Origin of the sequence: Dongshaea marina, assembly GCF_003072645.1 — a bacterium.
GTDB classification, from domain to species: domain Bacteria; phylum Pseudomonadota; class Gammaproteobacteria; order Enterobacterales; family Aeromonadaceae; genus Dongshaea; species Dongshaea marina.
Genome location: NZ_CP028897.1, coordinates 3,000,771 through 3,026,495 on the forward strand (window position 1 = coordinate 3,000,771; position 25,725 = coordinate 3,026,495).

The 25,725-nt window shown below is 52.2% G+C and carries 23 protein-coding genes and 1 pseudogene; 6 read left to right on the forward strand and 18 right to left on the reverse strand.

The window, feature by feature from the left end; all coding sequences use genetic code 11:
- Positions 1-18 precede the first annotated feature (18 nt).
- From uvrC to DB847_RS14225, 6 genes are all read right to left on the reverse strand, one after another.
- Positions 19-1,863: an excinuclease ABC subunit UvrC gene (gene uvrC, locus DB847_RS14200; protein WP_108651292.1), complete on the reverse strand. Its 1,845-nt coding sequence runs from the start codon at positions 1,861-1,863 to the stop codon at positions 19-21.
- Positions 1,864-1,876: 13 nt separating this feature from the next.
- Entirely contained in the window at positions 1,877-2,521 is a 645-nt protein-coding gene (gene uvrY / locus DB847_RS14205; RefSeq protein ID WP_108652982.1) for a UvrY/SirA/GacA family response regulator transcription factor, read from the reverse strand.
- A gap of 168 nt (positions 2,522-2,689) precedes the next feature.
- A complete protein-coding gene (gene ppiD / locus DB847_RS14210) occupies positions 2,690-4,609 on the reverse strand; it encodes a peptidylprolyl isomerase (protein WP_108651293.1) in 1,920 nt (639 codons plus the stop codon).
- A 147-nt stretch (positions 4,610-4,756) separates the two neighbouring features.
- Positions 4,757-5,029 carry an HU family DNA-binding protein gene (locus DB847_RS14215; RefSeq protein ID WP_108651294.1) on the reverse strand — a complete coding sequence of 91 codons (273 nt, stop codon included), beginning with the start codon at positions 5,027-5,029 and terminating at the stop codon, positions 4,757-4,759.
- A gap of 245 nt (positions 5,030-5,274) precedes the next feature.
- Positions 5,275-7,626: an endopeptidase La gene (lon, locus tag DB847_RS14220; RefSeq protein WP_108651295.1), complete on the reverse strand. Its 2,352-nt coding sequence runs from the start codon at positions 7,624-7,626 to the stop codon at positions 5,275-5,277.
- Positions 7,627-7,749: 123 nt separating this feature from the next.
- Complete coding sequence (locus DB847_RS14225; protein ID WP_159084638.1) at positions 7,750-8,139, reverse strand: hypothetical protein; 390 nt, start codon at positions 8,137-8,139, stop codon at positions 7,750-7,752.
- 89 nt (positions 8,140-8,228) lie between these two features.
- Between DB847_RS14225 and DB847_RS14230 the strand changes: the two genes are divergently transcribed.
- The gene (locus DB847_RS14230) at positions 8,229-9,965 is read left to right on the forward strand and encodes a formate--tetrahydrofolate ligase (RefSeq protein ID WP_108651297.1); all 1,737 of its coding nucleotides are present in this window, start codon (positions 8,229-8,231) and stop codon (positions 9,963-9,965) included.
- Between the two features lie 143 nt (positions 9,966-10,108).
- On the opposite strand, the gene DB847_RS14235 is transcribed toward DB847_RS14230, so the two are convergent.
- The 4 genes from DB847_RS14235 to folE all read right to left on the reverse strand — a co-directional run bounded on the left by DB847_RS14235 (position 10,109) and on the right by folE (position 13,380).
- A complete protein-coding gene (locus tag DB847_RS14235) occupies positions 10,109-10,531 on the reverse strand; it encodes a GNAT family N-acetyltransferase (RefSeq protein WP_234418408.1) in 423 nt (140 codons plus the stop codon).
- Positions 10,532-10,663: 132 nt separating this feature from the next.
- Complete coding sequence (locus tag DB847_RS14240; protein ID WP_108651299.1) at positions 10,664-11,134, reverse strand: GNAT family N-acetyltransferase; 471 nt, start codon at positions 11,132-11,134, stop codon at positions 10,664-10,666.
- Positions 11,135-11,312: 178 nt separating this feature from the next.
- Entirely contained in the window at positions 11,313-12,272 is a 960-nt protein-coding gene (locus DB847_RS14245; protein ID WP_108651300.1) for an ABC transporter substrate binding protein, read from the reverse strand.
- Between the two features lie 451 nt (positions 12,273-12,723).
- On the reverse strand, positions 12,724-13,380 hold the full coding sequence (gene folE, locus DB847_RS14250) for a GTP cyclohydrolase I FolE (RefSeq protein ID WP_108651301.1): 657 nt from the start codon (positions 13,378-13,380) through the stop codon (positions 12,724-12,726).
- Positions 13,381-13,591: 211 nt separating this feature from the next.
- Between folE and moeA the strand changes: the two genes are divergently transcribed.
- The 4 genes and pseudogenes from moeA (at position 13,592) to DB847_RS26685 (ending at position 17,465) form a co-directional block, all read left to right on the forward strand.
- Entirely contained in the window at positions 13,592-14,824 is a 1,233-nt protein-coding gene (moeA, locus tag DB847_RS14255; RefSeq protein ID WP_108651302.1) for a molybdopterin molybdotransferase MoeA, read from the forward strand.
- Entirely contained in the window at positions 14,824-15,582 is a 759-nt protein-coding gene (locus tag DB847_RS14260) for a molybdopterin-synthase adenylyltransferase MoeB (protein ID WP_108651303.1), read from the forward strand. The genes moeA and DB847_RS14260 overlap by 1 nt, the downstream gene beginning before the upstream one ends.
- A gap of 884 nt (positions 15,583-16,466) precedes the next feature.
- Positions 16,467-16,976 (forward strand): annotated as a pseudogene (locus DB847_RS26680) (outer membrane beta-barrel protein); the annotation flags it as partial.
- 186 nt (positions 16,977-17,162) lie between these two features.
- Positions 17,163-17,465 (forward strand): OmpA family protein, encoded by a 303-nt coding sequence (locus DB847_RS26685; RefSeq protein ID WP_407644462.1) that lies wholly within the window; start codon positions 17,163-17,165, stop codon positions 17,463-17,465.
- A 221-nt stretch (positions 17,466-17,686) separates the two neighbouring features.
- Here DB847_RS26685 and DB847_RS14270 read toward each other — a convergent pair whose 3' ends face one another.
- On the reverse strand, positions 17,687-18,292 hold the full coding sequence (locus tag DB847_RS14270) for a ChbG/HpnK family deacetylase (protein ID WP_108651305.1): 606 nt from the start codon (positions 18,290-18,292) through the stop codon (positions 17,687-17,689).
- A 103-nt stretch (positions 18,293-18,395) separates the two neighbouring features.
- Complete coding sequence (locus DB847_RS14275; protein ID WP_325049080.1) at positions 18,396-19,625, reverse strand: 6-phospho-beta-glucosidase; 1,230 nt, start codon at positions 19,623-19,625, stop codon at positions 18,396-18,398.
- A 151-nt stretch (positions 19,626-19,776) separates the two neighbouring features.
- Here DB847_RS14275 and DB847_RS14280 point away from each other — a divergent pair, with 151 nt between their 5' ends.
- Entirely contained in the window at positions 19,777-20,718 is a 942-nt protein-coding gene (locus tag DB847_RS14280; RefSeq protein ID WP_108651306.1) for a LysR substrate-binding domain-containing protein, read from the forward strand.
- Positions 20,719-20,748: 30 nt separating this feature from the next.
- Here DB847_RS14280 and DB847_RS14285 read toward each other — a convergent pair whose 3' ends face one another.
- The 6 genes from DB847_RS14285 to DB847_RS14310 all read right to left on the reverse strand — a co-directional run bounded on the left by DB847_RS14285 (position 20,749) and on the right by DB847_RS14310 (position 25,643).
- Positions 20,749-21,606 carry a choline kinase family protein gene (locus DB847_RS14285; RefSeq protein ID WP_108651307.1) on the reverse strand — a complete coding sequence of 286 codons (858 nt, stop codon included), beginning with the start codon at positions 21,604-21,606 and terminating at the stop codon, positions 20,749-20,751.
- Complete coding sequence (gene lpoB, locus DB847_RS14290; RefSeq protein WP_108651308.1) at positions 21,600-22,199, reverse strand: penicillin-binding protein activator LpoB; 600 nt, start codon at positions 22,197-22,199, stop codon at positions 21,600-21,602. Before lpoB ends, DB847_RS14285 begins: the two co-directional genes overlap by 7 nt.
- 17 nt (positions 22,200-22,216) lie before the next feature.
- Positions 22,217-22,606, reverse strand: a complete 390-nt coding sequence (locus DB847_RS14295; RefSeq protein ID WP_108651309.1) for a YcfL family protein — start codon at positions 22,604-22,606, stop codon at positions 22,217-22,219.
- Positions 22,606-24,033: a COG3014 family protein gene (locus tag DB847_RS14300; RefSeq protein WP_108651310.1), complete on the reverse strand. Its 1,428-nt coding sequence runs from the start codon at positions 24,031-24,033 to the stop codon at positions 22,606-22,608. Before DB847_RS14300 ends, DB847_RS14295 begins: the two co-directional genes overlap by 1 nt.
- 4 nt (positions 24,034-24,037) lie before the next feature.
- On the reverse strand, positions 24,038-24,394 hold the full coding sequence (locus tag DB847_RS14305) for an HIT domain-containing protein (RefSeq protein WP_108651311.1): 357 nt from the start codon (positions 24,392-24,394) through the stop codon (positions 24,038-24,040).
- 373 nt (positions 24,395-24,767) lie between these two features.
- On the reverse strand, positions 24,768-25,643 hold the full coding sequence (locus DB847_RS14310; RefSeq protein WP_108651312.1) for a 6-carboxytetrahydropterin synthase: 876 nt from the start codon (positions 25,641-25,643) through the stop codon (positions 24,768-24,770).
- Positions 25,644-25,725 lie beyond the last annotated feature (82 nt).

Here is a 25,725-nt window from a genome sequence, read left to right on the forward strand (position 1 = left end):
TATGGTGCATGATGGCTGCTAATGATGCAATGCATGAAAGATTTTTTCTGCCATTGCCGCGCTGATCCCAGGGACTTTGGTTAAATCTTCCACGCTTGCTGCCATCACCTCCTGGATCCCCCCAAGATACTTCAACAATGCCTGGCGCCGTTTAGCCCCCACCCCGGGGATCTGCTGCAGAGCACTCGAGGTTCGAGCCTTGCCGCGTCGCTGCCTGTGCCCACCAATCGCAAATCGGTGGGCCTCATCGCGGATCTGCTGTATGAGGTGCAGGGCCGGGTGATCCGAATCCAGATTTATCTTCTGGTAACTCCCCCCGAGGATCAGGGTTTCCAGTCCGGGCTTGCGCCCCTCTCCCTTGGCGATCCCGATAAGCAGAGGCCTGGGTTCAGCCAGGGAGTCTAACCAGGGACTCAGCACCTCTTCGGCACTGCTGAGCTGCCCCTTGCCACCATCGATCCAGATGATATCCGGCAGACACTGATCTTTTGTGCCCTTGAGGTAGCGGCGCTGAAGGACCTGGCGCATCGCTGCATAATCGTCTCCCGGCGTGATCCCCTCGATATTAAAGCGCCGATATTGAGAGTTCTGCGGACCGTTACGATCAAACACCACACAGGATCCCACCGTCTTCTCCCCCATGGTGTGGGAGATATCAAAACACTCCATCCTCGAAACCGGCAGCTTCAACTGGAGTAACTGCTCCAGTTGGCGATAGCGCTCATTCAGGGTCGCCCGGCTCGAAAGCCGTGTCGCCAGGGCACTGCTGGCATTGGTGACCGCCAGCTTAGTCAGCGAAGACTTATGAGGACCTCTGGCGAGCTGCAGCCGTACCGGATGCCCCGCCTGAGCACTCAAAGACTCAGCCAACAGTGTCATCTCATCCGCCGACTCAGAGAGTAGCACCCGCCTTGGCAGCTGGCGCTTGTCCCCCTGCTCCAGATAAAACTGCAGAATGAAGGCGCGTAACAGCTCCCCATGATCGGTATCGGCTGGGATCTTGGGAAAGTAGCTGCGACTTCCCAGCACTTTCTGTTCACGAATGAACAGCAGGTGAACACAGGCGAGCCCCTGGGAGCTTGCAACCCCGATCACATCCAGAGCTTCCTCTCCATAGCCTTCAACGCTCTGCTGTTGTTGGAGCTGGCGAAGCATCTGGATCTGATCGCGATATTGAGCGGCCTGTTCAAACTGCAGGGCCTGACTGGCCTGCTCCATCTTCTCCACCAGCAGGCCGATCAACTCCTGACTGCGCCCCTTAAGAAACACCCGCGCCATCTCAAGCTGCTGCTGGTACTCCTGCTCGGTTATCTTGTCGACACAAGGTGCGCTGCAGCGCCCCAGCTGATAGCTGAGACAGGGCCTAGAGCGGTGAGAAAAAACCGAATCCGGACAGGGGCGTAGCTTAAACAGCTTCTGCAGAAGCTGCATGCTGTCGCGGGCAGCGCCCCCATTGGGATATGGACCAAAGTACTGGTGTTTGCCTTTACGTGGCCCGCGATACAGGCTGATCCTGGGATATTGATGGGCACTGAGAACGATGAAGGGGTAGGATTTATCATCACGCAGCAGAATGTTATATCTGGGCTGGTAACGCTTGATGTAATTCTGCTCTAGCACCAGCGCTTCGGCTTCGGTGTGAGTCACTGTGACATCGATGGAGGCTATCTTTGAGACCAGAACCTGAGTCTTGCCCCGGTCGACCCGCTCCCGAAAATAGGAGGCCAGGCGCTTTTTTAGATCTTTTGCCTTGCCGACATAGATCGCCTCACCACGCTCATCATACATGCGATAAACGCCACTTTGATGAGTGACAGTGCTTAGAAATGTCTTGGGATCAAACACGCGTGTGGAGTTTCCGATTCAACTGAAAGGCTCACAGGCCATCGGTACTTAACATTCCATAGCGGATCGCCAGGTGAGTCAGCTCCACATCGCCACCAATATTCAGTTTATTGAACAGCCGATAGCGGTAGCTGTTGACGGTTTTTGGGCTGAGGTTTAGCTGCTCAGAAATCTCGGTGACCTTCTGTCCCTTGGTGATCATCAGCATGATCTGCAGCTCGCGCTCCGAGAGACTCTTGAAGGGGTTATCCTGAGGCGCGTCAAACTGGCTGAGTGCCATCTGCTGGGCCACCACAGGTGAGATAAAGCGTTGACCACTATGGACCTGACGAATCGCCTGGATCATCTCACGGGGGGCGGCGCCCTTGGTCAGGTAACCGGCGGCTCCCGCCTGCATCATTCGGGTGGGAAATGGATTCTCGGTATGCACGGTCAGGACGATGATCTTGATGTCCGGGTTGAAACGTAAAATCTTACGTGTTGCTTCCAGTCCACCGATCCCCGGCATATTCATATCCATCATCACCACATCGGCAGGATTTTCCCGGCACCACTGGACCGCCTTTTCTCCACTATCCACCTCACCGGCAACTTCCATGCCGCGAACATCTTCCAGGATACGACGGATCCCGGTCCGGACCAGTTCATGATCATCAACCAGTAATACACGAATCAAAACGATAATCTCCACATGAACTAAAACAGCTTTATGCACCCGAAAAACTTAGCGGCCTGCTTAGTTATAATAGCGAATGTTGCGAAAAGAGAAAATGGTCAACTCCGACAGGAAGCTGACCATTTTTAAGGCATGCTCACTCTGGCTCAGAGCAAGCAGGCAAGCGGATCACTGCGACGACTCAGAGTCTGAGGCAGCTTTATCCGGATAGCTGATCTCGGCGTTCTTACGCAAGGTCTTGATCAGCGCCTGATAATCGGCTCCCTGACGCATCTTAAGAATCTGCTGAGTCATCACGGCCGCAAGCTGAGGCTCATTCTTACCCGGAGTCACCTTCAGCAGCTCAACCAGGGCTTCATCACCTCCGGGCAGCGAAATCACCTGGATGGAGCGATGCTTATCGCTTGGATGAGGCATGGTAAACAGGGTCTGCACCAGATTGGCAGGTAGCTTGTTATCAAAGCGCGCAACATTGTTCGCGGTCTTGAGCTCCCAGCCATGCTGTTTCAACTCAGCTGCAATCGACTTACCAGATTGCAACTTCACCAGCAGCTGATTTGCAACTTCGGTCGCTTTGGCCGCCGCCTTCTGATCGGTTAGCTGGCTCTTCGCCAGATCCTTTACTTCAGAGTAAGGTTTCACCGCCTGCTCTTTGTAGCCAACGATATGCAGGACCAGTACCTGATCGTCGGAGATCTGCAGTGCATCTGAGTTGGTATTATCCTGACGCAGTGACTCGGAGAAAGCCGCCTTGAGCGCCTTATCACTGTTCAGGGGTGCCGGTGCATCACCACGGCTGAAATAGCCCGTCTTCTGAACCTTAAGGCCAACCTGCTCTGCGGCATAATCCAGTGAGTCCGGGTTCTCAAAGGTCAGATCCGCAAGCTTTTGCTGGGTATCATAGAACTTGTCTTTTGCCTTGTTGAGCTTCAGGGTCTGCTCTACGTCTGCTTTGACCTCAGCAAATGGCAGAGTCTGCTTAGGACGAACGCCCAACAGCTTGATGATGTGATAGCCAAACTGACTCTTCACAACCCCGGAGAGCTCCCCTGGCTTATTCAGAGCAAAGGCCGCCTTCTCAAAGGCCGGATCCATCACGCCCTTACCAAACCAGCTCAGATCGCCGCCCTTCTTAGCTGAGAAGATATCCTGAGAGTCTTTTTTGGCCAGGGTTGCAAAATCGGCGCCCTGCTTGAGCTCTTTTAGGATCGTCTCGGCCTTTTGCTCGGCTGCCTTCGGATCTTTGCCGAACTTCACCAGAATATGCGCGACATGGATCTTCTCAGGGCGTACATATTGGCTCTTGTGCTGCTCATAGTACTGCTTGGCATCGGTAGTGGCCACCTTGATGGTGCTCGCCAGATCCTTTGCATTAAGCAGCAGGTAATTGACCTTCACCTCTTCGGGACGCATGAAGCGCTGATGATTGGCATCATAGTAGGCTTTGACATCCGCATCGGTCAGCTTCACCTCTTTGAGGAAAGGTTTATGCGGGATCATCAGGTAGCGGATATCCCGAGTCTGGCGCAGCAGGGTCTCCAGAGATTTGGCTTCATCGGGCAGTACAAAGTCATCCTGCACCATGCCATTGATGAACTGCTGGCGAGACAGATCATGAATCATGCTCGCGGCAAACTGATCGGGCGTTTGATTACTGCGGGCCAGCAGTAAACGGTAGCGTTCGTTATCGAACTGACCATCTTTTTGAAAAGCAGGCATAGAGCGGATCAGCGCTTTTACCTGTGCATCACTGACACGCAACCCCATATCGGAAACGGTTTGGTTGAGCAGGGTCTCATTGATCATGTTCTGCAGCACGTTCTCACGCAGCTGCTTGAGGTATTGAGGGTTGCCCGCCAGTTTAGAAAATTCACTGCCCATCTGCTGTTGCAAGTTAGAGCGCTCATTCTGATAGGCACGCTCCAGGGCCTGAGATGAAATCGTATCCCCATTGACCTTGGCTGCATCCGTATCCGCAGGGCGATTCATGTAGCTGCCAACACCAGCCAAAGCAAATGAGATAATGATCAAAGACAGGATGATCTTAACAAAGATGCTGTTCGTGCCTTCGCTTAACTTCTCCAACATGTTAATTCAGACTCTTGTGATGTGAGATGGCGACCAATAAAAAAGCGCATCCAGTCGATGCGCCTCGTTCTACGGTCGGGAATCTAATCACTCGGTGCATCAAGAATGAGATGTTGCTCCACTGATGCACGAGTAGCCAGGTTCCGATTAATTGACAGCGTCTTTCAGCGCTTTACCAGCTTTGAACGCAGGCACTTTGGCTGCAGCGATCTGGATGGTCTCACCCGTTTGTGGGTTACGGCCACTGCGAGCAGAACGCTCACGAACGCTGAAAGTACCGAAGCCAACCAGAGCAACCTGGTCATCCTGCTTCATCGCTTCAGTAATGGCTTCAACAAATGAATCCAGAGCGCGGTTGGCCGAAGCCTTAGAAATATCAGCGCCTTCAGCGATTCGATCGATCAACTGTGATTTATTCACGTTTTCTTCCCCTCTTGACTAACTATTGCCACCGGAAACTTATCTCTCCCTGGCCGGGACAAGAACTTGAACAGCAACAGACTCAAGAGCCTGTTTCAAGCTAATAACTAAGCAAAACTAACCAATACAACAGCCAATCAACAATTGCCGATCGGCATCGGCTAGGTCCGGTTAGTAAGGCTACTGCCGATTCGTCTTTGTGACAAGCCCTGAAACCCTATCTAACCGGTGATTTTTGCACTCTATCAAGCATTCCCTGTCGATTCTGCCGGATTTTCAACCAGCGCCAGCTTCAGAACCTCATCGATGCGGCGAACGCAACGAATGTCAAGATCCTGTTTAACATTATCTGGAATATCTTCCAGGTTCCGCTCGTTCTCGTGAGGGATCAACACGCGTTTGATCCCACCACGATGTGCCGCCAGCAACTTCTCTTTGAGACCGCCGATCGGCAACACCTCGCCACGCAGAGTGATCTCCCCCGTCATGGCTACATCTGAGCGTACCGCAATTCCGGTCAAAGAGGAAACCAAAGCGGTGCACATGGCAATCCCCGCACTCGGACCGTCTTTCGGCGTTGCACCCTCAGGTACGTGAACATGAATATCCTGTTTCTCATAGAAATCCGCAGGAATATTAAAGCGCTCGGCACGCTCCCGAACCACTGTCATCGCCGCCTGGATCGACTCCTGCATCACATCCCCCAAAGAGCCGGTATAGGTGAGCTTACCCTTGCCCGGTACCTTGGTCGTCTCTATGGTCAGCAGATCGCCGCCCACCTCGGTCCAGGCCAGCCCGGTCACCTGACCGATCTGGTTCTCTTCCTCGGCCTTACCAAAGTCGTACCGACGAACGCCCATATAATCTTTGAGGTTCTCGGCCGTGACTGTCACCGCCTTGAGACTCTTATCCAGCAGGATATCTTTGACCGCCTTGCGACAGATCTTGGAGATGGAGCGCTCCAGGCCACGTACCCCGGCTTCACGGGTGTAGTAGCGGATGATATCGATCAGCGCATCATCCTGGATGACACACTCACTCTTCTTGAGACCATTACGCTTCTTCTGCTTCTCAATCAGGTGCTGCTTGGCGATATTGAGCTTCTCATCTTCCGTATAACCGGACAGACGGATCACCTCCATCCGATCCAGCAGCGGCGCCGGAATATTCATCGAGTTGGAGGTTGCAACAAACATCACATCCGAGAGATCGTAATCCACCTCCATGTAATGATCGTTAAAGCTGTTGTTCTGCTCCGGATCCAGCACCTCCAGCAGGGCTGAGGCGGGATCGCCACGCATATCCGATGACATCTTATCGATCTCATCGAGCAGGAACAGCGGGTTACGCACCCCGACCTTGGCCATCTTCTGGATCAGCTTACCCGGCATCGAGCCGATGTAGGTGCGGCGATGACCACGGATCTCCGCCTCATCTCGCACCCCGCCCAAGGCCATCCGTACATATTTACGGCCGGTGGCACGGGCAATGGACTGACCCAGGGAGGTTTTACCCACTCCGGGAGGCCCTACCAGGCAGAGAATTGGCCCCTTGAGCTTGTTGACCCGGCTTTGAACCGCCAGGTATTCGAGGATCCGCTCCTTGACCTCTTCCAGTCCGAAGTGGTCGGCATCCAGGATCTCTTTGGCCTTATCGATCGCCTTTTTCACCTTGGTGCGCTTCTTCCAGGGCACCTGGATCATCCAGTCGATATAACCGCGAACCACGGTCGCCTCAGCAGACATCGGAGACATCATCTTGAGCTTATGTAGCTCAGCCTCGGTCTTCTCCCGCGCCTCCTGAGTCATCCCCGACTCATTGATCTTATTTTGCAGCTGCTCAAATTCATCCGGGGTATCTTCCAGATCACCCAGCTCTTTTTGAATCGCCTTCATCTGCTCATTGAGATAATACTCGCGCTGGCTCTTCTCCATCTGCTTTTTAACCCGCGAGCGGATCCGTTTCTCAACCTGCAGAATGTCGATCTCAGATTCCATACGCGCCATCAGGTACTCAAGACGCTCGGCAACATCGGTGATCTCCAGCACCTGCTGCTTCTCATCGAGTTTCAGTGGCATGTGTGCCGCCATGGTATCGGCCAGGCGCGCCGCATCATCGATGGCAGAGATGGAGGTGAGCACCTCGGGTGGGATCTTCTTATTAAGCTTGATATAGCCTTCGAACTGGCTGATCGCCGAGCGGATCAGTACATCCTGCTCAGCATCCTGCAGCTCCTGGGTCGGCATCAGCTCGATCTCGGCGGTGAAATACTCCTCATCACCCTGCAGGCTCTTGAGCTCTGCCCGCTGAACCCCCTCTACCAGCACCTTGACCGTGCCATCGGGAAGCTTGAGAAGCTGTAAAATATTGGCCAGAGAGCCGACCTGGTAGAGATCATCTCCGGTCGGTTCATCTACGGAAGCATCGCGCTGGGCGATCAGTAATACCTTCTTGTCCTGCTCCATCGCCACTTCAAGGCAGCGGATCGATTTCTCGCGTCCCACAAACAGTGGGATCACCATGTGCGGATAAACCACCACATCCCGCAAGGGAAGAACAGGAAGCTCGTTGCGTTCTTCAAAACGCTCTGAATTCATAGACATCCTCTTTGAATAGCTCAGCTTCAGGCTTTGAACGACTATATGAGGGCATAATTTGGAAAATCAATGATGATTTTTCTTCGAATGACGACCACAGCTGTCAGCTCAGAAACTCTATCTCTATTTTTTGTTGGGTGTCCGGGTCACAACCAGACTCGAATCACACCATTGTAACCGATAACAACCGATCTTATCTGCCAAATGCTCCCGTAAATTTTCATCGGGTACATATCCAAGTTCAACACTCAGGGTTTCGAGAGAAAACTCGGCCGCAAGACGGATCAGGATCTGCAAATTCTTATGATCGGCGAGCTTTACGGAAAGCAGGGCTGCGGCTTGCTGCTCAAAATCCTTCTGCAGATCCTCACAGACTAACCAGCGCCACCCCATACCAAAGATCGGCGAGACCTTTTGAATGATCCCCTCCAGGGAGAAAAGTTTGCGATGAGAGGTCTCCAGTAGCTCAGGAAGAGACACAGATAACTCTCTTCTATCCAGGGTATTATTCATCACCTTGACCCCGGGCATTTAAATTTGTCTCAAAATCGACTAGACTCCGCACCATCCTTGAATCCCCCATCATTGGATAGACGTACAACATGATAAGCGATCTGGAAATATCACGCCAAACAAAGCTAAGGCCCATCAGTTACATCGCAAAACGGTTAGGCTTGTCGGAGCAGGAATACGAACCCCACGGTCACCATAAGGCCAAACTCGACTCCACTCCCCTGCTCTCTCGCCTCAAAACCCGCCCCAACGGCAAACTCATCCTGGTCACCGCCATCACTCCCACCCCACTGGGTGAAGGCAAAACAGTTACTACCATAGGTCTCTCCCAAGCTCTCAATAAAACCCATAAGGCCCTCGCCTGTATTCGCCAGCCCAGCATGGGCCCGGTGTTTGGCCTCAAGGGTGGCGCAGCCGGAGGTGGCTACTCCCAGGTGGTGCCGATGGAGGAGATGAACCTGCATCTGACCGGTGATATCCATGCCGTGAGTGCCGCCCATAACCTGGCCGCGGCAGCGTTGGACGCCCGGCTGTTCCACGAAGAGCGTTTAGGCGATGAATACCAGAAAAAGACCGGCCAACCCCGGCTGAATATAGATCCCAAGCGGATCGTCTGGCCACGGGTTGTGGATCACAATGACCGCGCCCTGCGCCACATCACGGTCGGCCAGGGTGGCGATAAAGATGGGGTCGAGCGCAGCGATAGCTTTTATATCACCGCAGCCTCTGAGCTGATGGCAATTTTAGCACTCTCTAAGGATCTCCAGGATATGCGTCAGCGCCTGGGCCGGACCATAGTCGCCTATGATCTGCAGGGCAAACCCATCACCTGTGAGATGCTCAAAGTCGCAGGCGCGATGGCAGTGACCCTCAAGGATGCACTCAAGCCCAACCTGCTGCAGACCACGGAAAACAGCCCGGTTCTGGTCCACACCGGCCCCTTTGCCAACATCGCTCACGGCAACTCTTCTGTCATCGCCGATGAGATTGGGATCAAGCTTGCCGATTATGTGGTGACCGAGGGCGGCTTTGGCTCCGACATGGGGATGGAGAAGTACTTCAACATTAAGTACCGTCAATCCGGGATCGCCCCCTCCTGCGTGGTGGTGGTTGCCACCCTACGCGGCCTTAAATCCCACGCCCATAAATATCAGCAGACACAAAAGGCTCCTAGTGCCAAAGAGCTGGCCCTGCCAGATCAGGAGGGACTGGAAGAGGGCGCAGAAAACCTGGGTTGGCATATCCAAAATGGCCTGCGCTACGGCCAGCCGGTGGTGGTTGCCATCAACCGTTTTGCCGAAGATACCGAAGAGGAACTAGAGTGGCTGAAGAGCTGGGCGAAATCACAGGGCGCTTTTGCCGCCTGTGAAAGCCAGGCGTTTGCCCACGGTGGATGCGGGGCCCTCGAGCTGGCGCAGGCGGTACAAAAAGCCTGTGAGCTGCCTCAGGCCAAGCCTCAGCTTCTGTATGAAGAGAGTATGACCATTACTCAGAAACTGCTGAGTCTGGTTGAGTGTGGCTATGGTGGTAAGGGAATTCACCTCTCCAACCAGGCGCGCCAGGAGATTGAGCAGCTGGAAGCGGGAGGCTTTGGAAAACTGCCGATCTGCATGGCCAAGACCCCGGCTTCTATCAGCCATGACCCAAGCCTCAAGGGAGCCCCCCAGGGTTTTGTGGTGCCGATCAACTCGGTGAAGGTCAATGCCGGCGCAGGTTTTATCTATGTACTGTGCGGCGCCGTGATGACCATGCCGGGACTGGGGGAGAATGCCGCTTACCATCAGATCGATATCGATGCGAATGGGGAGATCCTGGGGCTTTCCTAAGCCCCCAATGTGAAAGAGCATCCCCAGGCAAGAGCTGCATGATGCGGCTCTTTTTTTTGTCCTCAGGGTAAGCGGATGGCTGCCAACGGATCTTGAGCTTTTTCATCTGGACTCACCTCCCTGTGCCATTCTGCGGTAACAGTCTATCTTGTACCCGGTTGTGTATCTATCTCATAGCTCAGCAGCATATCGTTCCAGTCGACCTCACCATGATTGGATGCAGATCTTCCCAAAAACTTAAATCCCAGCTGCCGATAAAAACCGATAAGTGGTTCTTTACAGGTTAACACCATGCCAAGGTGACCACGTTTTATGCTGATTTCGATGAAGTGCTTCATCAGCAGCAAAGCATACCCTCTGCGTTGAAACTCGGGGGCAACGGCCAATCCGAATACGGTTTGATACTTTCCATCAGGGCAGTGAAGAGAAGCATCTGAATAGAGTTCATCGGGTAACTCGGGGGTATTGGTAATACAACCGTTGATATGCCCCACCACGATGCCATCGACTTCAAGCACGTAGAAACACTCAGGGAATGTGGCAAACCGTTCTTTAAATCTGCTCAAGCTGGCAGCCTCTGCTTTGGGGAAACAGAGATTTTCTATTTCAGAGATTCGAGCAATATCTTCAGCTTTTGCTGGACGTAGCTTATGCACAAGCCCTCCTGAGGCTGGATGGAAACAGAGGCGTTGATACCTTTAACTGAGATGGTTGTTGTATAAGATCACTTCACTGCCCGAACCATACCCCTGGATCACAGCTGCGCGGGAGACCCCCAGGGCAGATTGGTAAAGGTGCTCGGCATAATTCCCCTCTGAGGTCGTCACCAGGATAGCCCCCACTGCGTGACCCAGGGAGCCGAGGTGATCTTTAAATTGCCGAACAGAGGTTTCGATGAGTTTTTTTCCAAGTCCTCTCCCGGCAGAATCAGGGTGTACCCCGATCTGCTCCAGCTCGATAATGGTCTTTTCACGAAAACCGTTTTTCACACACCACAGGATATAGCCACAGATCCTCTCCTCATCCGAGATCACATAGTAGATCCCCCTTGGATATGAGTGAAAGGAGGCCTCGATCCAGAGCTGATGCTTGAGCTCTCTTGGAAAGCACACTCTATATACATTCACAATCCCCTCAATATCTGACTTATCCGCTTTCCTGATCTCCATGAGGAACACGCTCACTTATCTATCTCATGGTGACTGAGTATAGAGATATAGATCGACAAAGGAAGGATCTGTCGCCTATTTTTAGATTTGTATCCCAGTTCTGCTGGCAATAACTCTTACACTCAAGCATCGCGCTGGAGAGATGTATACATTTGGGGAAAGTTATTCAAAAAATATATTAGTGTTTACCACCGATATTTATAGCCTCATCGATGATTTCTTTATCTATTGTCAGTCCAATATTTTTTGCCGCAGAGAGGTTAATTAGCATATCATTGTTCTTTAATCTCCTTATCGGCATATCTCTTGGCTGTTTCTTATTGAGTAGCACATCTAAGGCCATAGGGATCACTAGCTCATCAGCCATCTTGTAATAATCACTGGTTAATGATGCGATTGCACCTTTAGGCACTGCCTTCCCATTGTAGGAGTAGACGGCCACCTTTGAATCATTGGTAACCTGGGTTATCAAATGAATATTTTCGTATAATAGACCGCTCGAAGTTATTATGATTGAATCCATACCCAGATCAATTAAGTCAATGACAGATGAGAGGTATTCATCCATATTTTCAACCTGCATGACGATTCCTTTGATGTTCAGATTACGCAGTGCCACTCTTGTTTCCTTCACCTCCACTCGCTTTGATTTATTATTTTTATCAAAAATAACTCCCACTGCTTTCATATTTTTTTGTACTTTTCTAAAGAACTCAATTTTTTCCTGGATTGGTATATAGTAAGTTGCCCCCGTGATATTACCTATCGCTTTCGTGTCTTCGCGGACGCCGAGCAGTGCCGGATTGTTTGCATTGGTGAAAATGATAGGTGTTTTATGAACCGCATGCCTTGCCAGGATCAATGCATCTGAAGTAATCGTTATTAGTAGGTCAAAGCCCATGGCGTCAATATTTTTTAATATCTGAACCGATTTTACAACCTCCCCTCTTCCGGTGAACTGGGAGACTAATATTTCATAATCATTATCTTTTAACTGCTTCTCTATATATTTAGCGACTGTATTATCATGGTTTAATCTATCATCATAATCAAATATCGCGACTCGATACTCTGCATACACAAGCGATACCGTTCCTAAGGTAATAAATATCGCAAACAAGCAAGAGCGCATTTTCATTTGTCACGACACCTCATCACTTAGGAATTCGCCATGATCACATCACGCTAGTAAATCATTAGCACCTATCTAAGATTGTAGTTTAATTATCAGCGTTGAAGGGGCGATACCAATCCAGGTTGATAGGTGATCGCTAGGTTAAACATCCCAATTTGGATACCCTGTGAACCATTTGCCTGTTGGCAGTTTTGGCGGAGTTGCTTCGCAATATAGTGAATGTAAAGCACACGAAACTTGGATGGGATTACTTTCTAGCGATGAAATATAGGCTCGGTGATGGGCAGGAATCGCTGACCGAGGATCCGCATCGCGGAGCTGGAAAGACTTATTCCTGACTGAGGGATAGCTTTACCGGGTGTCACAAAAAATCAGCTAACAGCTGCTCACTTTAAAAAGCACACACTATAAGTTCAGTTTACTTGAGCAAAAAGTAAACTGAACGCTACTCGGGCTACTGGTGTAGATTACTCAAAAGCTCCTGGCGCGTTCCGGCCTGAGTCTTGAACACCCCGCCCAGTGAGGTGGTGGTGGTGGCACTGGTCACATCCATCACCCCGCGCGCCTTGACGCAGTAATGTGTCGCCTTGATGCTGATTGCAACATCGTCGGTCTGCAGCAGAGCCTGCAAGGCTACTAATACCTGTTGGGTCAGCCGCTCCTGCACCTGGGGGCGCTTTGCAAAAAACTGCACAATACGGTTGATCTTAGACAGACCAATCACCTTGCCACGGGGGATATAGGCGATAGTTGCCTTGCCATCAATAGTCACAAAGTGATGTTCACAGGTACTGGTCAGGGTGATATCACTCACCTTCACCATCTCATCGACCTGCATCTTGTTATCGATGAGAGTGATCTTGGGAAACTCATGGTAATCCAGCCCGGAGAAGATCTCATCGACATACATCTTGGCGATGCGATGGGGCGTCTCCATCAGGGAGTCATCGGTCAGATCCAGCCCTAGCAGGCGCATCACCTCACCCATGTGAGATTCGATCTGTTGCTTTTTCTGCTCGCGACTCAGACCCGTGTCACTCATCGGCGTCTCCAGCCCCCGCGCTTCTAACGCAGAGCGAACCTGAATCGCCTCAGCACTCAGTGTCGACATCATATCTCCCAGGCTAAATTAGCTATAAACCATCGAAAAACTGACTAGTTAAAACTGAAACTGAACATAATGCAAGCCCGTAGCTGGAAAAAGGCTCCTCGACAAACTCCCTGCGTTTCTCTATGCTCCCTGTTTCTCCCTGAGTCGGGTGCGGCCAACAGCCAGCCCCGCATATCCTCAATAAAACAGCAACAGAGAATAAGGATCGACCATGGGTTGTTGTGATAAGACAGATTTAATCCCTCTGGAGCAAGCCCGAACCCAGATGCTGGACGTGCTCACTTCGTGCTGCTCGCCGCAGACTCTCCCGCTGAATGAAGTAGATGGGATGATCCTGGCTCAAGATATCTGCGCGCCCTTAGATATTCCTCCATTTGATAACTCTTCCATGGATGGCTACGCCATCGACCATGCCAGTCTTATATCGTCCTCCGGGATAAAAATTGCCGGAGATAGCTTTGCCGGGCATCCTTTCACTGGCAGCTGCCCTGTGGGAGAGGCAGTACGGATCATGACCGGCGCTCCACTTCCTGCCGGAACCGATACAGTGATCATGCAGGAGGAGGTTGAGCGCACGGGTGATCAGATACAGATTCTTAGTGATTATCAGCAGGGACAAAATGTCCGCCCCAGAGGTCAGGATCTGAAACAGGGAGAAAAGCTGCTGGAACAAGGCAATAGGCTCAATGCCAGAAGCATTCAATTGCTGGCCTCAGTCGGCATAGACAGGGTCTGTGTCTATCGCCCCCTGAAAGTGGCGCTGCTCAGCAGTGGTGATGAGCTAAAAGACCCAGGTTCAGTACTCTCAGCCGGGGAAATTTTCGACTCTAACCGCGCCGGACTCAAAATCCTGCTGCAGCGTCTTCACTGTGAATGTCTGGATTTTGGGATCATCCCGGACGATAAGCCGCAGCTGCGTCAGGCATTTTTAGATGCCAACGAGCAGGCGGATGTGGTGATAAGCTCTGGTGGCGTCTCGGTCGGCGAAGCGGATTACACCCGGGATGTCCTCCAGGAGCTCGGCAGCATCCACTTTTGGAAAATTGCCCTCAAGCCGGGTAAGCCGTTCTCATTTGGCAAGCTGCCCAAAGCCTGGTTTTTTGGGTTGCCCGGAAACCCGGTCTCCGCCATGGTCTCTTTTTGCCAGCTGGTTCGTCCGGCGTTGGATAAACTCGCAGGCACCAGCTGGCAATCCCCCATCCAGCTCCAGGCCAAGGTTACCCACCCCCTGCGTAAACAGCCTGGGAGAACCGATTATCAACGGGGATATTTTTTCCGGGATCAGCAGGGGAAACTTTGTGTAACCCCGGCAAGCCTTCAATGCTCAGGAGCGTTTCGCTCCATGGCAACCGCCAACTGTTTTATCGTGTTGCCCCAGGAGCAGGGATCAATCGATACTGGCCAACAGGTGACGGTCGAGCCATTTGACGGGGTGCTGAGCTAATGGGTGAACTCAGTCATCAAGAGGAGCTTCGCTACAATCGGCAGATCGTGCTGCCCGAGTTTGGTTTTGAGGGGCAGCTCGCCCTCAAGCAAGCCAGAGTGCTGATCATCGGTGTCGGTGGATTAGGCTGCAGTGTCGCTCAATCCCTGGCCGCATCCGGGGTTGGCCAACTGACCCTGGTGGATTTTGATAAGGTTGAGCTTTCCAACCTGCAGCGACAAATCCTGCATCGTGAGGCGACTTTGGGACAGCTAAAAACCCTGTCGGCCCGCCAGGCGCTGGAGCAACTGAATCCCTGGCTCAAGATTAAGTGTATCGATAACAAGCTTGAGGGCCAGGAGCTGCTGGCTGAAGTCGCGCAGCACAGTGTCGTGGTTGACTGCACCGATAATCAGCAAAGCCGGGAGGCCCTCAACCAGGCCTGCTTTACCAGCAGGACACCGCTGGTTTCGGGTTCGGCGATTCGCAACGAAGGCCAGCTCATCACCTTTTGCTATGGGGAAGATGAACCCTGCTACCGCTGCCTGAGCCGCCTGTTCGGCTCCGTACCTGAAAGCTGTGTCGACAGAGGAGTGCTGGCACCCGTTGTGTCCATCATAGGCTCTCTACAGGCACTGGCCGTCATCAAACTACTGAGTCAGGTCGGGAGTATCACAGCGGGACAGCTGCAGCTGTTTGACGGTCGTCAGGGAGGTTTTCGCGAGATGAAGCTTGCCAGGGATCCCGGCTGTGAAGTGTGCTCAGAGAAAAACAGATAGAGAAAAGGGGCGGCTTGCGCCGCCCCTCGGTCCTTGTCGCCCTATCCCTGAACGTTTATGCTCCCTGCGTTTCCTTACTCGTCCTCTTCCCTTAGGTTTCCTCTTCCCGATCCTTCGGGGGGTCCTTGCACCTTCCTGGTGTAACGGTCATCCTGTCCGCTCATCCATCTCCGACCCTGGAGGTGTCCATTACCACATCCTGTGGTGTTCCTTTTGCCTTACCCTGGCAGCCTTTCTATCCTGAAAGACCTCATTGCGTCCTTGCACTAGTAACTATAATCGCTCCCGATAAAAGAGCAACGTAGCAAACCAATAAAAATCAAATTTTTATGAAAAAAAATTGATATCAAAATAACAATATCCTTTTTTTTCATAGTATTAGAACAATTTACCTCAGAAAATCAGCCGTTATTTATCCTAGATCCCGCACATAAAAATGGCCGATCTCTTACACAACAGGGAGCGATCTCTGCGTCACGTTTCTTATAACTTAGGTCTCATTCAGCTTCAGTTAGGGCTGGATTTGTAGGATGGCGCCGATCTGACACATCAAAAAGCAGCTGACCCTTGAGTCAGACAGGATAAAACTCCCTTTTTCGGTGAGCAAAATCGTCCTTTCAGGACGGCTCATGCGACGCAGACCTTCGATGAGAGCAAAAAGTTCCCCAAATATAGGACCTCTTTGAGCTTATTTCTTGAAAGGCAGCACAAATTCACCGTAAAATCATAGTGATTCGCTTATTTATATTTAGCGATATCTCATTACAATGCTAATGCTTAAAAGGGAGTCATGGCCGCGACGAGTCCTTTACGGAGGATAAGCAGCCAGATTGCAGTTGGCCGGGGTCCTTGATCCCGAAGTATCCATTAAGGAGCAATATCATATGAATAAGAAAGTGGCACCGACCCTGATTGCAGCCGCAGTCGCAGCAGTTGCCCTATCTTCAGCCGTCCAGGCACAGACCACCACTGAGCACGATTGGTACCTGGGTATCAACGCTGGTCGCACCGAGATTCAGGGACTGAAGGGGTATCAAACAAGTGGTACCGAGAATGATAGCTGGGCAGACTCTGTCGGTTATTTCGGTGGTTACAACTTCAACCAGTACCTGGGCCTTGAGGGTGGTTACTCTCACCTGGGTAAGGCTAAAGTACAGGATCAAAACTACCGTGTAGATGGTCTGTACCTCTCCGGAATTGGCCACTTGCCTCTTGGCTATGGCTTCTCCCTGCTGGGTGAGCTGGGCGTAATGCGTACCGGTAACAGCAACGATGTTGTTGGCAAGAACGATGACGGCTTCACTCCGGTATGGGGTGCTGGTATCGGCTACCAGATCAACGATCTGCTGGATCTGCAGGCCCGCTTCCGCCACATCAACAAGATTGGCGATGGCGCAACCTGGGAAACCCGTGCCAACAACTTCGGCCTGGATCTGGTGTTCCACCCTGCCCGTGCCCAGGTTGAGCATGCTCCAACCCCAGCTCCAGTAGCTCCGGCTCCAGTCCAAAAGGCAACTTATAAGACTGTATCCGCCGAGCAAGCGATCTACTTTGGTTTTGACAGTGCTAAGCTGACCCCAATGGCTCAGAGCAAGCTGAACCAGGTCGCAACTTTTGCCAAGTCTCACCAGGGTGCAACTGTCTCCCTGTCTGGCTATGCGGATAGCACAGGTGGTATGAGCGCTTACAACCAGAAGCTGTCCATGCGCCGCGCTGATGCAGCCAAGCAGTACCTGGCATCTAAAGGGATCTCTGCCGACCAGATCAAGGTGAACTATTTTGGTGCGAAGGACTCTATGGGTAAAACCAAAGAGCAGCGCAAAATGGATCGTCGCGTCGACGCCAAGGCCCAGGCTCAGGTCAAAGTGATGGTGAACCAGTAATTGGTCCGCTGATGCTTAAAAGGCTCCCGAGGGAGCCTTTTTTAATGGATTAAATACAAGCCCGGTTCAAAGCAATGCCCGGTAACCGATCGATTGGACCTCCTGCTCTTGTAGCCAGAGCTTTAACCCCGCAGAGGTTAAGATCTCTAGCTCCAATTCCCGCTGTGCGCAATAGCTCGAAAGCTCGCAAAGAGGCCAGTCCTGATAACCCGGATGGGTCATCATCTCCAGGGCCCCCGGGGTGAGTGCCCCTTAAAATTCAAAATGCTCTGCTGCAGCTGGTCCAAAGAGACACCTTGGGCATAAAAGCTGGCATCAAAACCATCTGGAGTCGGCACCTTGAGCTCCTCCTGCCCCCCAACAAACTGGTCAATTCGCCGCACCGGTAGCTGCACCTCATTGGCAAGCTCAATAAAGGCTTCTCGCAGCCTCGGGAAAATAGCTGCAAAATGGTGGCAATCCAGGTGAGTCAGCTCAAGCTTATAAAAGCGGGTATAGTCATACTGCGCACGCAGCTCAGCGTACACCTGATTTAAGTCCATGGACTCCCGGCTAAAAAGCTCTTCACGACTCAGGAAGTAGCCATGAGTATCGACCAGATCCGGGATCTTCTCTGGGCTAAGCAGGGGACGACCGGCCGTGAGGGTCAGGTGTAGCCCAACATCGGGTACCTCCCCTTGGCGAATATGTCTGATAGCTTCCCCTGTCGCCGGTTGATTCACCATCAGGGTGGTCGAGTGGACCACGCCCTCATGCATCGCCCGAAGGATCCCGCGGTTAACCCCAGGGGTTAAGCCAAAGTCATCCGCATTGAGAATAAGCTGCATCTATCACTCCGTGGCAGATCTTATTTGGCAAAAAAATTCGGCAGATAACGACGATTCACACTTAAAGTCTCATCCAGGGCTTGCTGCAGGGTTTCGCCACAGGTCACCAGGGGTTGAGGGTCAACGCCTTGATCGCCGTGTCTCGACAGCCGCTGATGGCGGATTCAACGGTAAGGGATTCAAAACGCTTCATCAACTGCAGCAGTACCAGGGTATCCGGATCAAAGGGCTTCACGTTCAAAGGCTTAGGCCCGGATCGGGTGATCAGCGAGCTCACTTCGACCGCCGCATCATCCGGCAGCCCGGCAATACTGCCGTCATTGCGGGTATTAACATGCATGATGGTTCGCTTGTCATTGTAGATAGAGCTTATGAGCTCACAGGCCGCCTGCGAATAGTACTGTCCTCCTCGCCCCTCAAGCTCTTTGGGCTTTTCATTGAGCTCGGGATCCCGGTAGCGCTCAAACAAGGCGGCTTCAAGCTTTTTCACCACTTCACCACGGGTTCCCTCCCCAGCCGCTTCTGCCAACTCCTCGGCCATGATGCTATCCGTCAGGTAGTAGTAGCGAAGATAGGGACAGGGCAACATTCCGATCCCCCGGATCAAGGCCTCGGGCCAGCGAAACGGTGAGATGTTTCGGGGAACCAGCCGCTCATCTCCCTCAAGGGCCGCCGCCAGCACCTGGGGCATCCGGTCCTCAGCTCCTTCATAGAGCTCTCGCAGATACACAAAGTGATTGAGTCCGGCAAACTGCATACAACACCTCTCGGGGTCGAGAGCCAGCATCTCGGTTAAGCCCCTTTCCATGATCACAGGAACATTGCAAAGGCCCACCACCTTGATATTGGTATGCTGCAACAGTGCCTCGGTCACCATTCCCGAGGGATTGGTAAAGTTAATCAGCCAGGCATCCGGGCAAAGAAGCTCCATCTCCCGGGCGATCTCTATGGCCACAGGAATGGTTCGGATCGCCTTTGAGAAGCCTCCCAGCCCATTCGTCTCCTGACCAATCACCTGATACTTAAGGGAGATACGCTCGTCGCTGATCCTGGCATCCAGGCAGCCAACACGAAATTGAGAGCAAACAAAATCAGCATCTTTGAGGGCTTCTTTACGATCCAGGCCCGCCGTGACCCGGATATCCAGCCCGGCTTTTTCCAGCATCCGTCGAGTCAGCGCGGTTATGATCTCAAGTTTCTCCCGACCAGCCTCAATGTCTACCAATGCCAGCTCTCTGAGTGGCAGCTCGCAAGCTCTTTCAATAAACCCCTCAATCAACTCAGGGGTATAGCTGCTACCGGCACCGATAATCGCAATTTTTAATCCGCTCATCTTGATCTCCCAAGCTATCTGTCTTCACCTGTCTGTATTACACACAGCTTGATTGCCAGCCACAAACGAAACTGCAACTCGCATCCATTAAAATAATTAATCTATAAGCTATTATATGGTTGAAGATAAACTCTATGGATAAAAACTATTAATGGAAAGGCAGCAACAGATCCTGGGATTACTCTACACCTTTGAGGTCACGGCCCGTCTGCTCAGCTTCTCTCGGGCTGCCGAGGAGCTATTTATTACCCAGGGAGCGATCAGCCATCGTATTAAGAAGCTTGAAGAGCTACTTGGGTTTAAACTCTTTACCCGCCTGACCCGGGCCTTGGAGCTGACTCCCGAGGGGTCACACTTGCTGGGGACCCTGAGCAGTAACCTTCGCAGCATTTTCGAAGAGATAGAGGAGATCCGCTTCAACGAACTCAAGGGGACCCTGTACCTCGGGCTCTCGCCCGCCTTTGCCAGCTACCACCTGATGCCATTGCTCACTAAGTTTCAGCTTGCCCAGCCGGGGCTGGATCTCAGGCTGAGAGTCAAAGCCAGTGCTCTTAACTTTCAAAATGAGGCGGTTGATCTGGCGATCTATTATGGTGCAGGTCACTACCCGGATCTGGCGGTCACCCATCTTTTCGATGAGGAGCTCATTCCGGTTTGTGCCCCCGACTACTCTTTTATTCCTTCAGCTCTCGATTCTCTCGGTGATGCGGTGCTACTGCATGTCAATGAGGGAATCGATCAACTATCGCCCACCCATGAGTGGCAACAATGGCTCCGTTTTCAGGGATATACTGAGCTGTTAGGGAGAAATCACTACCAATTCAATGCCGAAAACCTCGGGATCCAGGCGGCATTAGAGGGACTTGGGATCCTGATGGGACGAAAAACCCTGCTCAAAGAGCATCTCAGACAGGGGCGACTGATCGCCCCCTTTAAGGAGGCATTCCCATCAGGTTTGGGGTACCACTTGGTTTGCCCGAAAGAGCATCAGTCCAGACCCAGATATCAGGCATTTCAAAGCTGGCTGATTGAGGAGCTGAATCAACTCGGACTCATCACGGCGAAGGTCCAGGAACAAGCTAGCCAAGGTTGAGCTGCACCTGCCAGCGCGCTCCCACTCAGGTTACAGCATCTGATGCTGCCTGAGAGAGTGCTCTAGCTGCTCGGCGTAACCAAGGCAGTCAAAGGCGCCATCTCCCTGAGACATTACCATGGCCCACAGCCAGGAGCTCCACTCAAGAAGGGGGATCATCTGCTCTATCCTGGACTCCCAGGCGGGACCGGACAGCTCCGAATAACTGCGAAGGAACTGCTGCCACCAGGCGGGATCACAGTTATGTGTATAGAGAATGGTCGCCAGATCAAAGGCGGGATCGCCTGCGGCCGCGTATTCCCAATCCACCAGCCATAACCTGCCCTCGACCTGCATCACATTGTTGGGGTTGAGATCATGATGACAAAAGGTGCTTGAAACCAGTTTAACCCGCTGACAGTAGGCCAGCAGCTTTCTGTGGAGTACGGTCCGTTCGGGACTTTTCAGGCAATCGGGAATATTCTTCCAGTACCAGTTAGCGCGCACCGGTAGATCAAGATGCTGCGCCGGGGCCTTAAGCTGATGAAGCCGCGTCACCAGGCCTGCAAGCATGACCGGATCGACGGGCTCAGGATCCTCTCCAAGAGAGCAGCCACTAAGCCACTCACTGACCAGGCAGTGATGCTCCGGACAGTGCCAGAGAACACGCGGGGCAATCCCGGCCTCGGCGGCCCGCTGCTGACAACTTACCTCATGAAAACGATCAATGCCCAGCTCACTGGAAAATTCAGACTGACATCGCACAAAAAAGCGCTGCTCATCCACCCTGGCACAAAAGTTATAGTTGCTCATCCCTCCGTCCAGAAGGGAGAACTGAGCCCTGGTATAGGGCTCAGGCAAGAGTTGCGCCAGCCGGTTGTGCCAGCGCTTCCCCTGGAAGGTTACCAACCCAAAAAGCTCTTCTTGCGCTGCTTGCGGATCTGCTTCTCACCCGCCCACACCACAATACCTGTCTTGAGGTTCATCAGCTTCATGGTCATCTTGTAGTAGACGTCCTTCACACTGCTATTGCTCTTAACGATACTCGACAGGTTGCCATAGAGCATAAACTCAGCACCGATCTGCTTACCCAGCTGAACCGCGGTCGCCTGATCCACCATGCCTGAATCATGCTGATACTGGAGCTGCTGACGCACCGCTTTCACCTTGGTCATATCCACAAAACGGAACTTACCCGAGTTGATAAGCTTAGTTTCAATCGAGTCAGTAATTGACTGAGTATCGATATGCTCGCTGGTCTTATTGCGAATGGAGTCAACAAACAGAACCGGCTGACGGGTTGCGGTCAGTTTCACCAGATTGGGTGATGACAGCATATCATCGGCCATGGTTGAAGCGATGCTTTGTAGATCGGTCGCTCCATAGTCGACACTCACTGTCTCGACCGCGTTCGGGTCCTGATAGCTCACCGTCGAGCTACACCCTGAAAGCACAGTTGCTGCCATCGCCAGGGTGAGTCCACCCACTACAAGCTTCTTCATTGAATCTATCCTCATCATTAATCATTCACTTCACGAACGGAGACCTTAAAGGAGGCAACCGAGGTGGTTGGAGCTGTCGCTCTCAGCGCAATGGATTGGTTTCCATGCAGGGTGATCGGCTGCCAGCTCTGCTGCTCTTCAGCAACCGGGAAGCCTTCGTTATCAAACCAAACAAAACGGTATTGCAGGTTTTGATCACTAGAGTCTTCATTGGTCAGCTTAGCAGTGGCCTGCAAAATACCACCCACCTTGCGCTGATAATAATCGGAGAGGACCACCTGTCCACCCAACCAGCTGTTACTAACCTTGGTATAAGGCTTAAGCCCACCCTCGATACCAGAGGTATTACTTGAACACCCTGTGATTAACAGCGCTGTCAGCGCCGCAAATATGAGTCCTTTGATCATTATGTTTCTCCTGATATAACGGTCCAGTGCTGCATCTGATAGTCACCTGCCGAGCTGACGAACAGCAAGGTGGTCTGGCCGGACTTGATCGGTAGCGTCACCTGATGACTCTCGCCCCCGACCTGCAGCCTCACCCTGTGTTGACCCGGCTTTAGACTGATGCGCGCAATAGCGCTACCCGCTGGCAGCGTCGTCCAACTGCGAGTATCAGCCTGCTCAGACAGGTAATTATACAGGTTGACGATCACATTCCCTACATCTTCTCCCTTTTGCGCCCCGACCTTACGTAGCTGCTCCTTGGCGGTTACCCGCAACACCTCACGAACAAACAGCCCGGGAAGCTGCTGCTTGAGGGCACCATAAGCCAGAGGCCCCAACTGATTGAGAGGCTGACCGCTCAGGCTCTCATCTCCGACATCAAGTTGCACCGATGGCAGAGAAACTTCCAGTTTAGGATAGATCGGAAACGCCAGGGTAAACAGCCTTCCATAACCGCTACTGGTGCTGATCGGGAGCGGCAGCTTAAACGATTGGCGCATCGGCACCTGTCCCTGCTCAGAGATCAACACCAGTTGCCCGGTTCCCCTGGGTGGCAGCTTGGGCTTGAAGCCAAACCGCTTCTCATAGTAGTTGACGTCATCACGCAGCCCCATCAAAGAGGCAACCCGCAGCAGATCCTGTTGCAGCACCCGATTATGCGGGTTCACCGCATAGGCATGTTTATAGTCCACATAGGCATCATTAAGATCCCCCGATGCCTCATAGAGGACCGCCGAGGTATAAAAGATGTAAGCATCGGCATACTGACTCTGACCATCGGTCGGCGTCGGGTATCGGGATTCAAAATAGTCCCAATTATCCGCGGTTTTTTGCGCCTCATTGATCGAATCCTGCAGCAGTTCATTATGCTTTCGCAAAATCGCGCTCTGGATCAGATCGGCCTTGCGGATCTCAACCATGGCTCCGGACTGATCCCCCAAAAACAGGTAGTTTAACGCCTGGTAGTGATGAACCAGTGCCTTCTCATAGGCGGGCACATCATAGGGGATCAGCTGATCATTGGTCACCAGTGAGGAGGTCTGAGCAATGCCCTGGCTGAGGCGATACTTTGCCTGTTCATCCAGCCATTTCAGGCGATCACTGACCTTATTAAATTCACTGCGGCTCTGTTTCCAATCTCCCTGCATAAAAGAGACCCGGGCACGCTCCATCTCCCGCAGGATCCCGCTATCTGAGCTCATCGACTGCTCCGGGATCTCATCTTGCGCCTTGGACAGATCGTTGTCATCGATCGCCTTACGCACCGGATTCATCTGCTGGCTATAGCCCACAAACAGATCCGAAAAATGAAACATTGAGCAGCCACCGAGCAGCAGCGCTGGGATCAGCAGTAGCCAACGCCACTGTCTGCCTATCGAGCGGATCATGTGGTTAGCCATGGCTGGAGAGCATGGGTCCCAGAGGCTGGCCACCAACCAGATGCAGATGAAGGTGGAATACCTCCTGTCCCCCATGCTGGTTACAGTTGATGATCAGTCGATAACCATTTTCAGCGATCCCCTCCTGCTTGGCCAGCTTACGGGCAACGCTAAAGAGATACCCCACCACGGCCTCATCCTCAGCCTCGATATCATTGACTGTCGGGATAATCTTGTTGGGAATGATCAGGATATGGGTGGGAGCCTTGGGATCGATATCACGAAATGCGGTGACCCGCTCATCCTGATAGACGATGTCTGCCGGAAGCTCTTTTGCGATGATCTTACTGAAAATTGTTTCCTGTACCATTGACTAAACTCCTGTTGTTATAACTATCTGAATCCTGTTATCGATAAGGCCCGGCCGCGCTGACCCGCCACCAGTCCCTAAAAAACTTCTAGAGCAACATATAGCTTAAAGCTCAACCAAACCCAATTTGTTTTGGAGTGAACTGTTTGTTGATTTTTTCGACCTTTTGCCACATGGATGTGGCATCAGAGCGCCCATGAGTAAGTTGCTCCTGGAGCAACGCACGCAAAGCAGGGAGCTGAGCTGGGAAGATTTCTCACGGATGAGAAATGGCTTCACAGCGTGTCGCAAAAAATCAATTAACAGCGAACAGCATATTAATTACTCAATCTGCGTTCAGTTTACTATTACAAATAGTAAACTGAACGGTGCTCTAGCTCACCACTATGGCGCCTTTCCCCGGCCCTTCAAAGGCTCTGACCTCCAAAACTTTATCTCCCACCTCCGGCTTGAGCTTGTGGGCTATATAGTCTGCCAGCAGCTCAACCGTGGTATCGCTATCAATCAGCTCCACGCCCTGCTTGGGAAGGGCCAGCTCAAATAGTCCCTGAGAGACCCGATAGCGAAAACAATCGTGGTCATTACCCAGTTGTGCCAGCCCGTGGGCACTGAAACTCACGGCATCCGCTGCCACCTGATCCTCCTCGGAGGCCAGATAGATATCCTGCCAACGATCCGCCCAGCTTTGCTCCAGGGCCTGGTCGCGCTCCCCGTCCACCGAGATCTCGATGGCCGAACGATGGCCGTGGGCGATCCGCTGGCAATTGCCATCATGTTTTTTCAAGCCGTGACTGTAATGGTAGCTGGCTCCCTCAATCTTCTCTTGCCGAAGGGTCAGCCGAACCGATTGCACATTATCAGGAAGTGCCTGGCGTACCAAATTTAACAAGTGCTGCTCAAGGCTTTCAGCATCAATCTTGTCGGTATCGACAAACACATATGCCTGCTCGGGGCAGTTGAGATGAATACTCCCGGGCTGAGAGTCAAAATCAACCCAAAAGTTCCCGCTGTCCTGAAGCTCTATCCGTGATGCTCCGGTCCGGGTTGGGACCAGCAGCCGGTGATCGACCTCTTTGTCTATCAACCCCTTGATCGTTTTTTTGACCCGTCCGAAGTCAAAGATCATGCTCATCTCATTGAGATCGCCACCCATTTCAAGATCAACCAGCCAGCTCTGGCCAACCATGCCACGCCTTTCACACAAGAGCGAGCAGTCGATCACCGTCAGATCACGGACAAATAGTTTCATGGTTAATTCAGGTCCTTGCTACAGGATAGAGATCAATTTCGCTATTATATCCACTCTATTCATCAATAGTCACAAAGGAACT

Bases quoted from the DNA above. Each gene is read 5' to 3' on its own strand.
- ppiD (WP_108651293.1), bottom strand. From the start codon at position 4,609: ATGTTGGAGAAGTTAAGCGAAGGCACGAACAGCATCTTTGTTAAGATC.
- lon (WP_108651295.1), bottom strand. From the start codon at position 7,626: ATGAATTCAGAGCGTTTTGAAGAACGCAACGAGCTTCCTGTTCTTCCC.
- DB847_RS14225 (WP_159084638.1), bottom strand. From the start codon at position 8,139: ATGAATAATACCCTGGATAGAAGAGAGTTATCTGTGTCTCTTCCTGAG.
- DB847_RS14230 (WP_108651297.1), top strand. From the start codon at position 8,229: ATGATAAGCGATCTGGAAATATCACGCCAAACAAAGCTAAGGCCCATC.
- DB847_RS14240 (WP_108651299.1), bottom strand. From the start codon at position 11,134: ATGGAGATCAGGAAAGCGGATAAGTCAGATATTGAGGGGATTGTGAAT.
- DB847_RS14245 (WP_108651300.1), bottom strand. From the start codon at position 12,272: ATGAAAATGCGCTCTTGCTTGTTTGCGATATTTATTACCTTAGGAACG.
- folE (WP_108651301.1), bottom strand. From the start codon at position 13,380: ATGTCGACACTGAGTGCTGAGGCGATTCAGGTTCGCTCTGCGTTAGAA.
- moeA (WP_108651302.1), top strand. From the start codon at position 13,592: ATGGGTTGTTGTGATAAGACAGATTTAATCCCTCTGGAGCAAGCCCGA.
- DB847_RS14260 (WP_108651303.1), top strand. From the start codon at position 14,824: ATGGGTGAACTCAGTCATCAAGAGGAGCTTCGCTACAATCGGCAGATC.
- DB847_RS26685 (WP_407644462.1), top strand. From the start codon at position 17,163: ATGGCTCAGAGCAAGCTGAACCAGGTCGCAACTTTTGCCAAGTCTCAC.
- DB847_RS14270 (WP_108651305.1), bottom strand. From the start codon at position 18,292: ATGCAGCTTATTCTCAATGCGGATGACTTTGGCTTAACCCCTGGGGTT.
- DB847_RS14275 (WP_325049080.1), bottom strand. From the start codon at position 19,625: ATGAGCGGATTAAAAATTGCGATTATCGGTGCCGGTAGCAGCTATACC.
- DB847_RS14280 (WP_108651306.1), top strand. From the start codon at position 19,777: ATGGAAAGGCAGCAACAGATCCTGGGATTACTCTACACCTTTGAGGTC.
- lpoB (WP_108651308.1), bottom strand. From the start codon at position 22,199: ATGAAGAAGCTTGTAGTGGGTGGACTCACCCTGGCGATGGCAGCAACT.
- DB847_RS14295 (WP_108651309.1), bottom strand. From the start codon at position 22,606: ATGATCAAAGGACTCATATTTGCGGCGCTGACAGCGCTGTTAATCACA.
- DB847_RS14300 (WP_108651310.1), bottom strand. From the start codon at position 24,033: ATGATCCGCTCGATAGGCAGACAGTGGCGTTGGCTACTGCTGATCCCA.
- DB847_RS14305 (WP_108651311.1), bottom strand. From the start codon at position 24,394: ATGGTACAGGAAACAATTTTCAGTAAGATCATCGCAAAAGAGCTTCCG.
- DB847_RS14310 (WP_108651312.1), bottom strand. From the start codon at position 25,643: ATGAAACTATTTGTCCGTGATCTGACGGTGATCGACTGCTCGCTCTTG.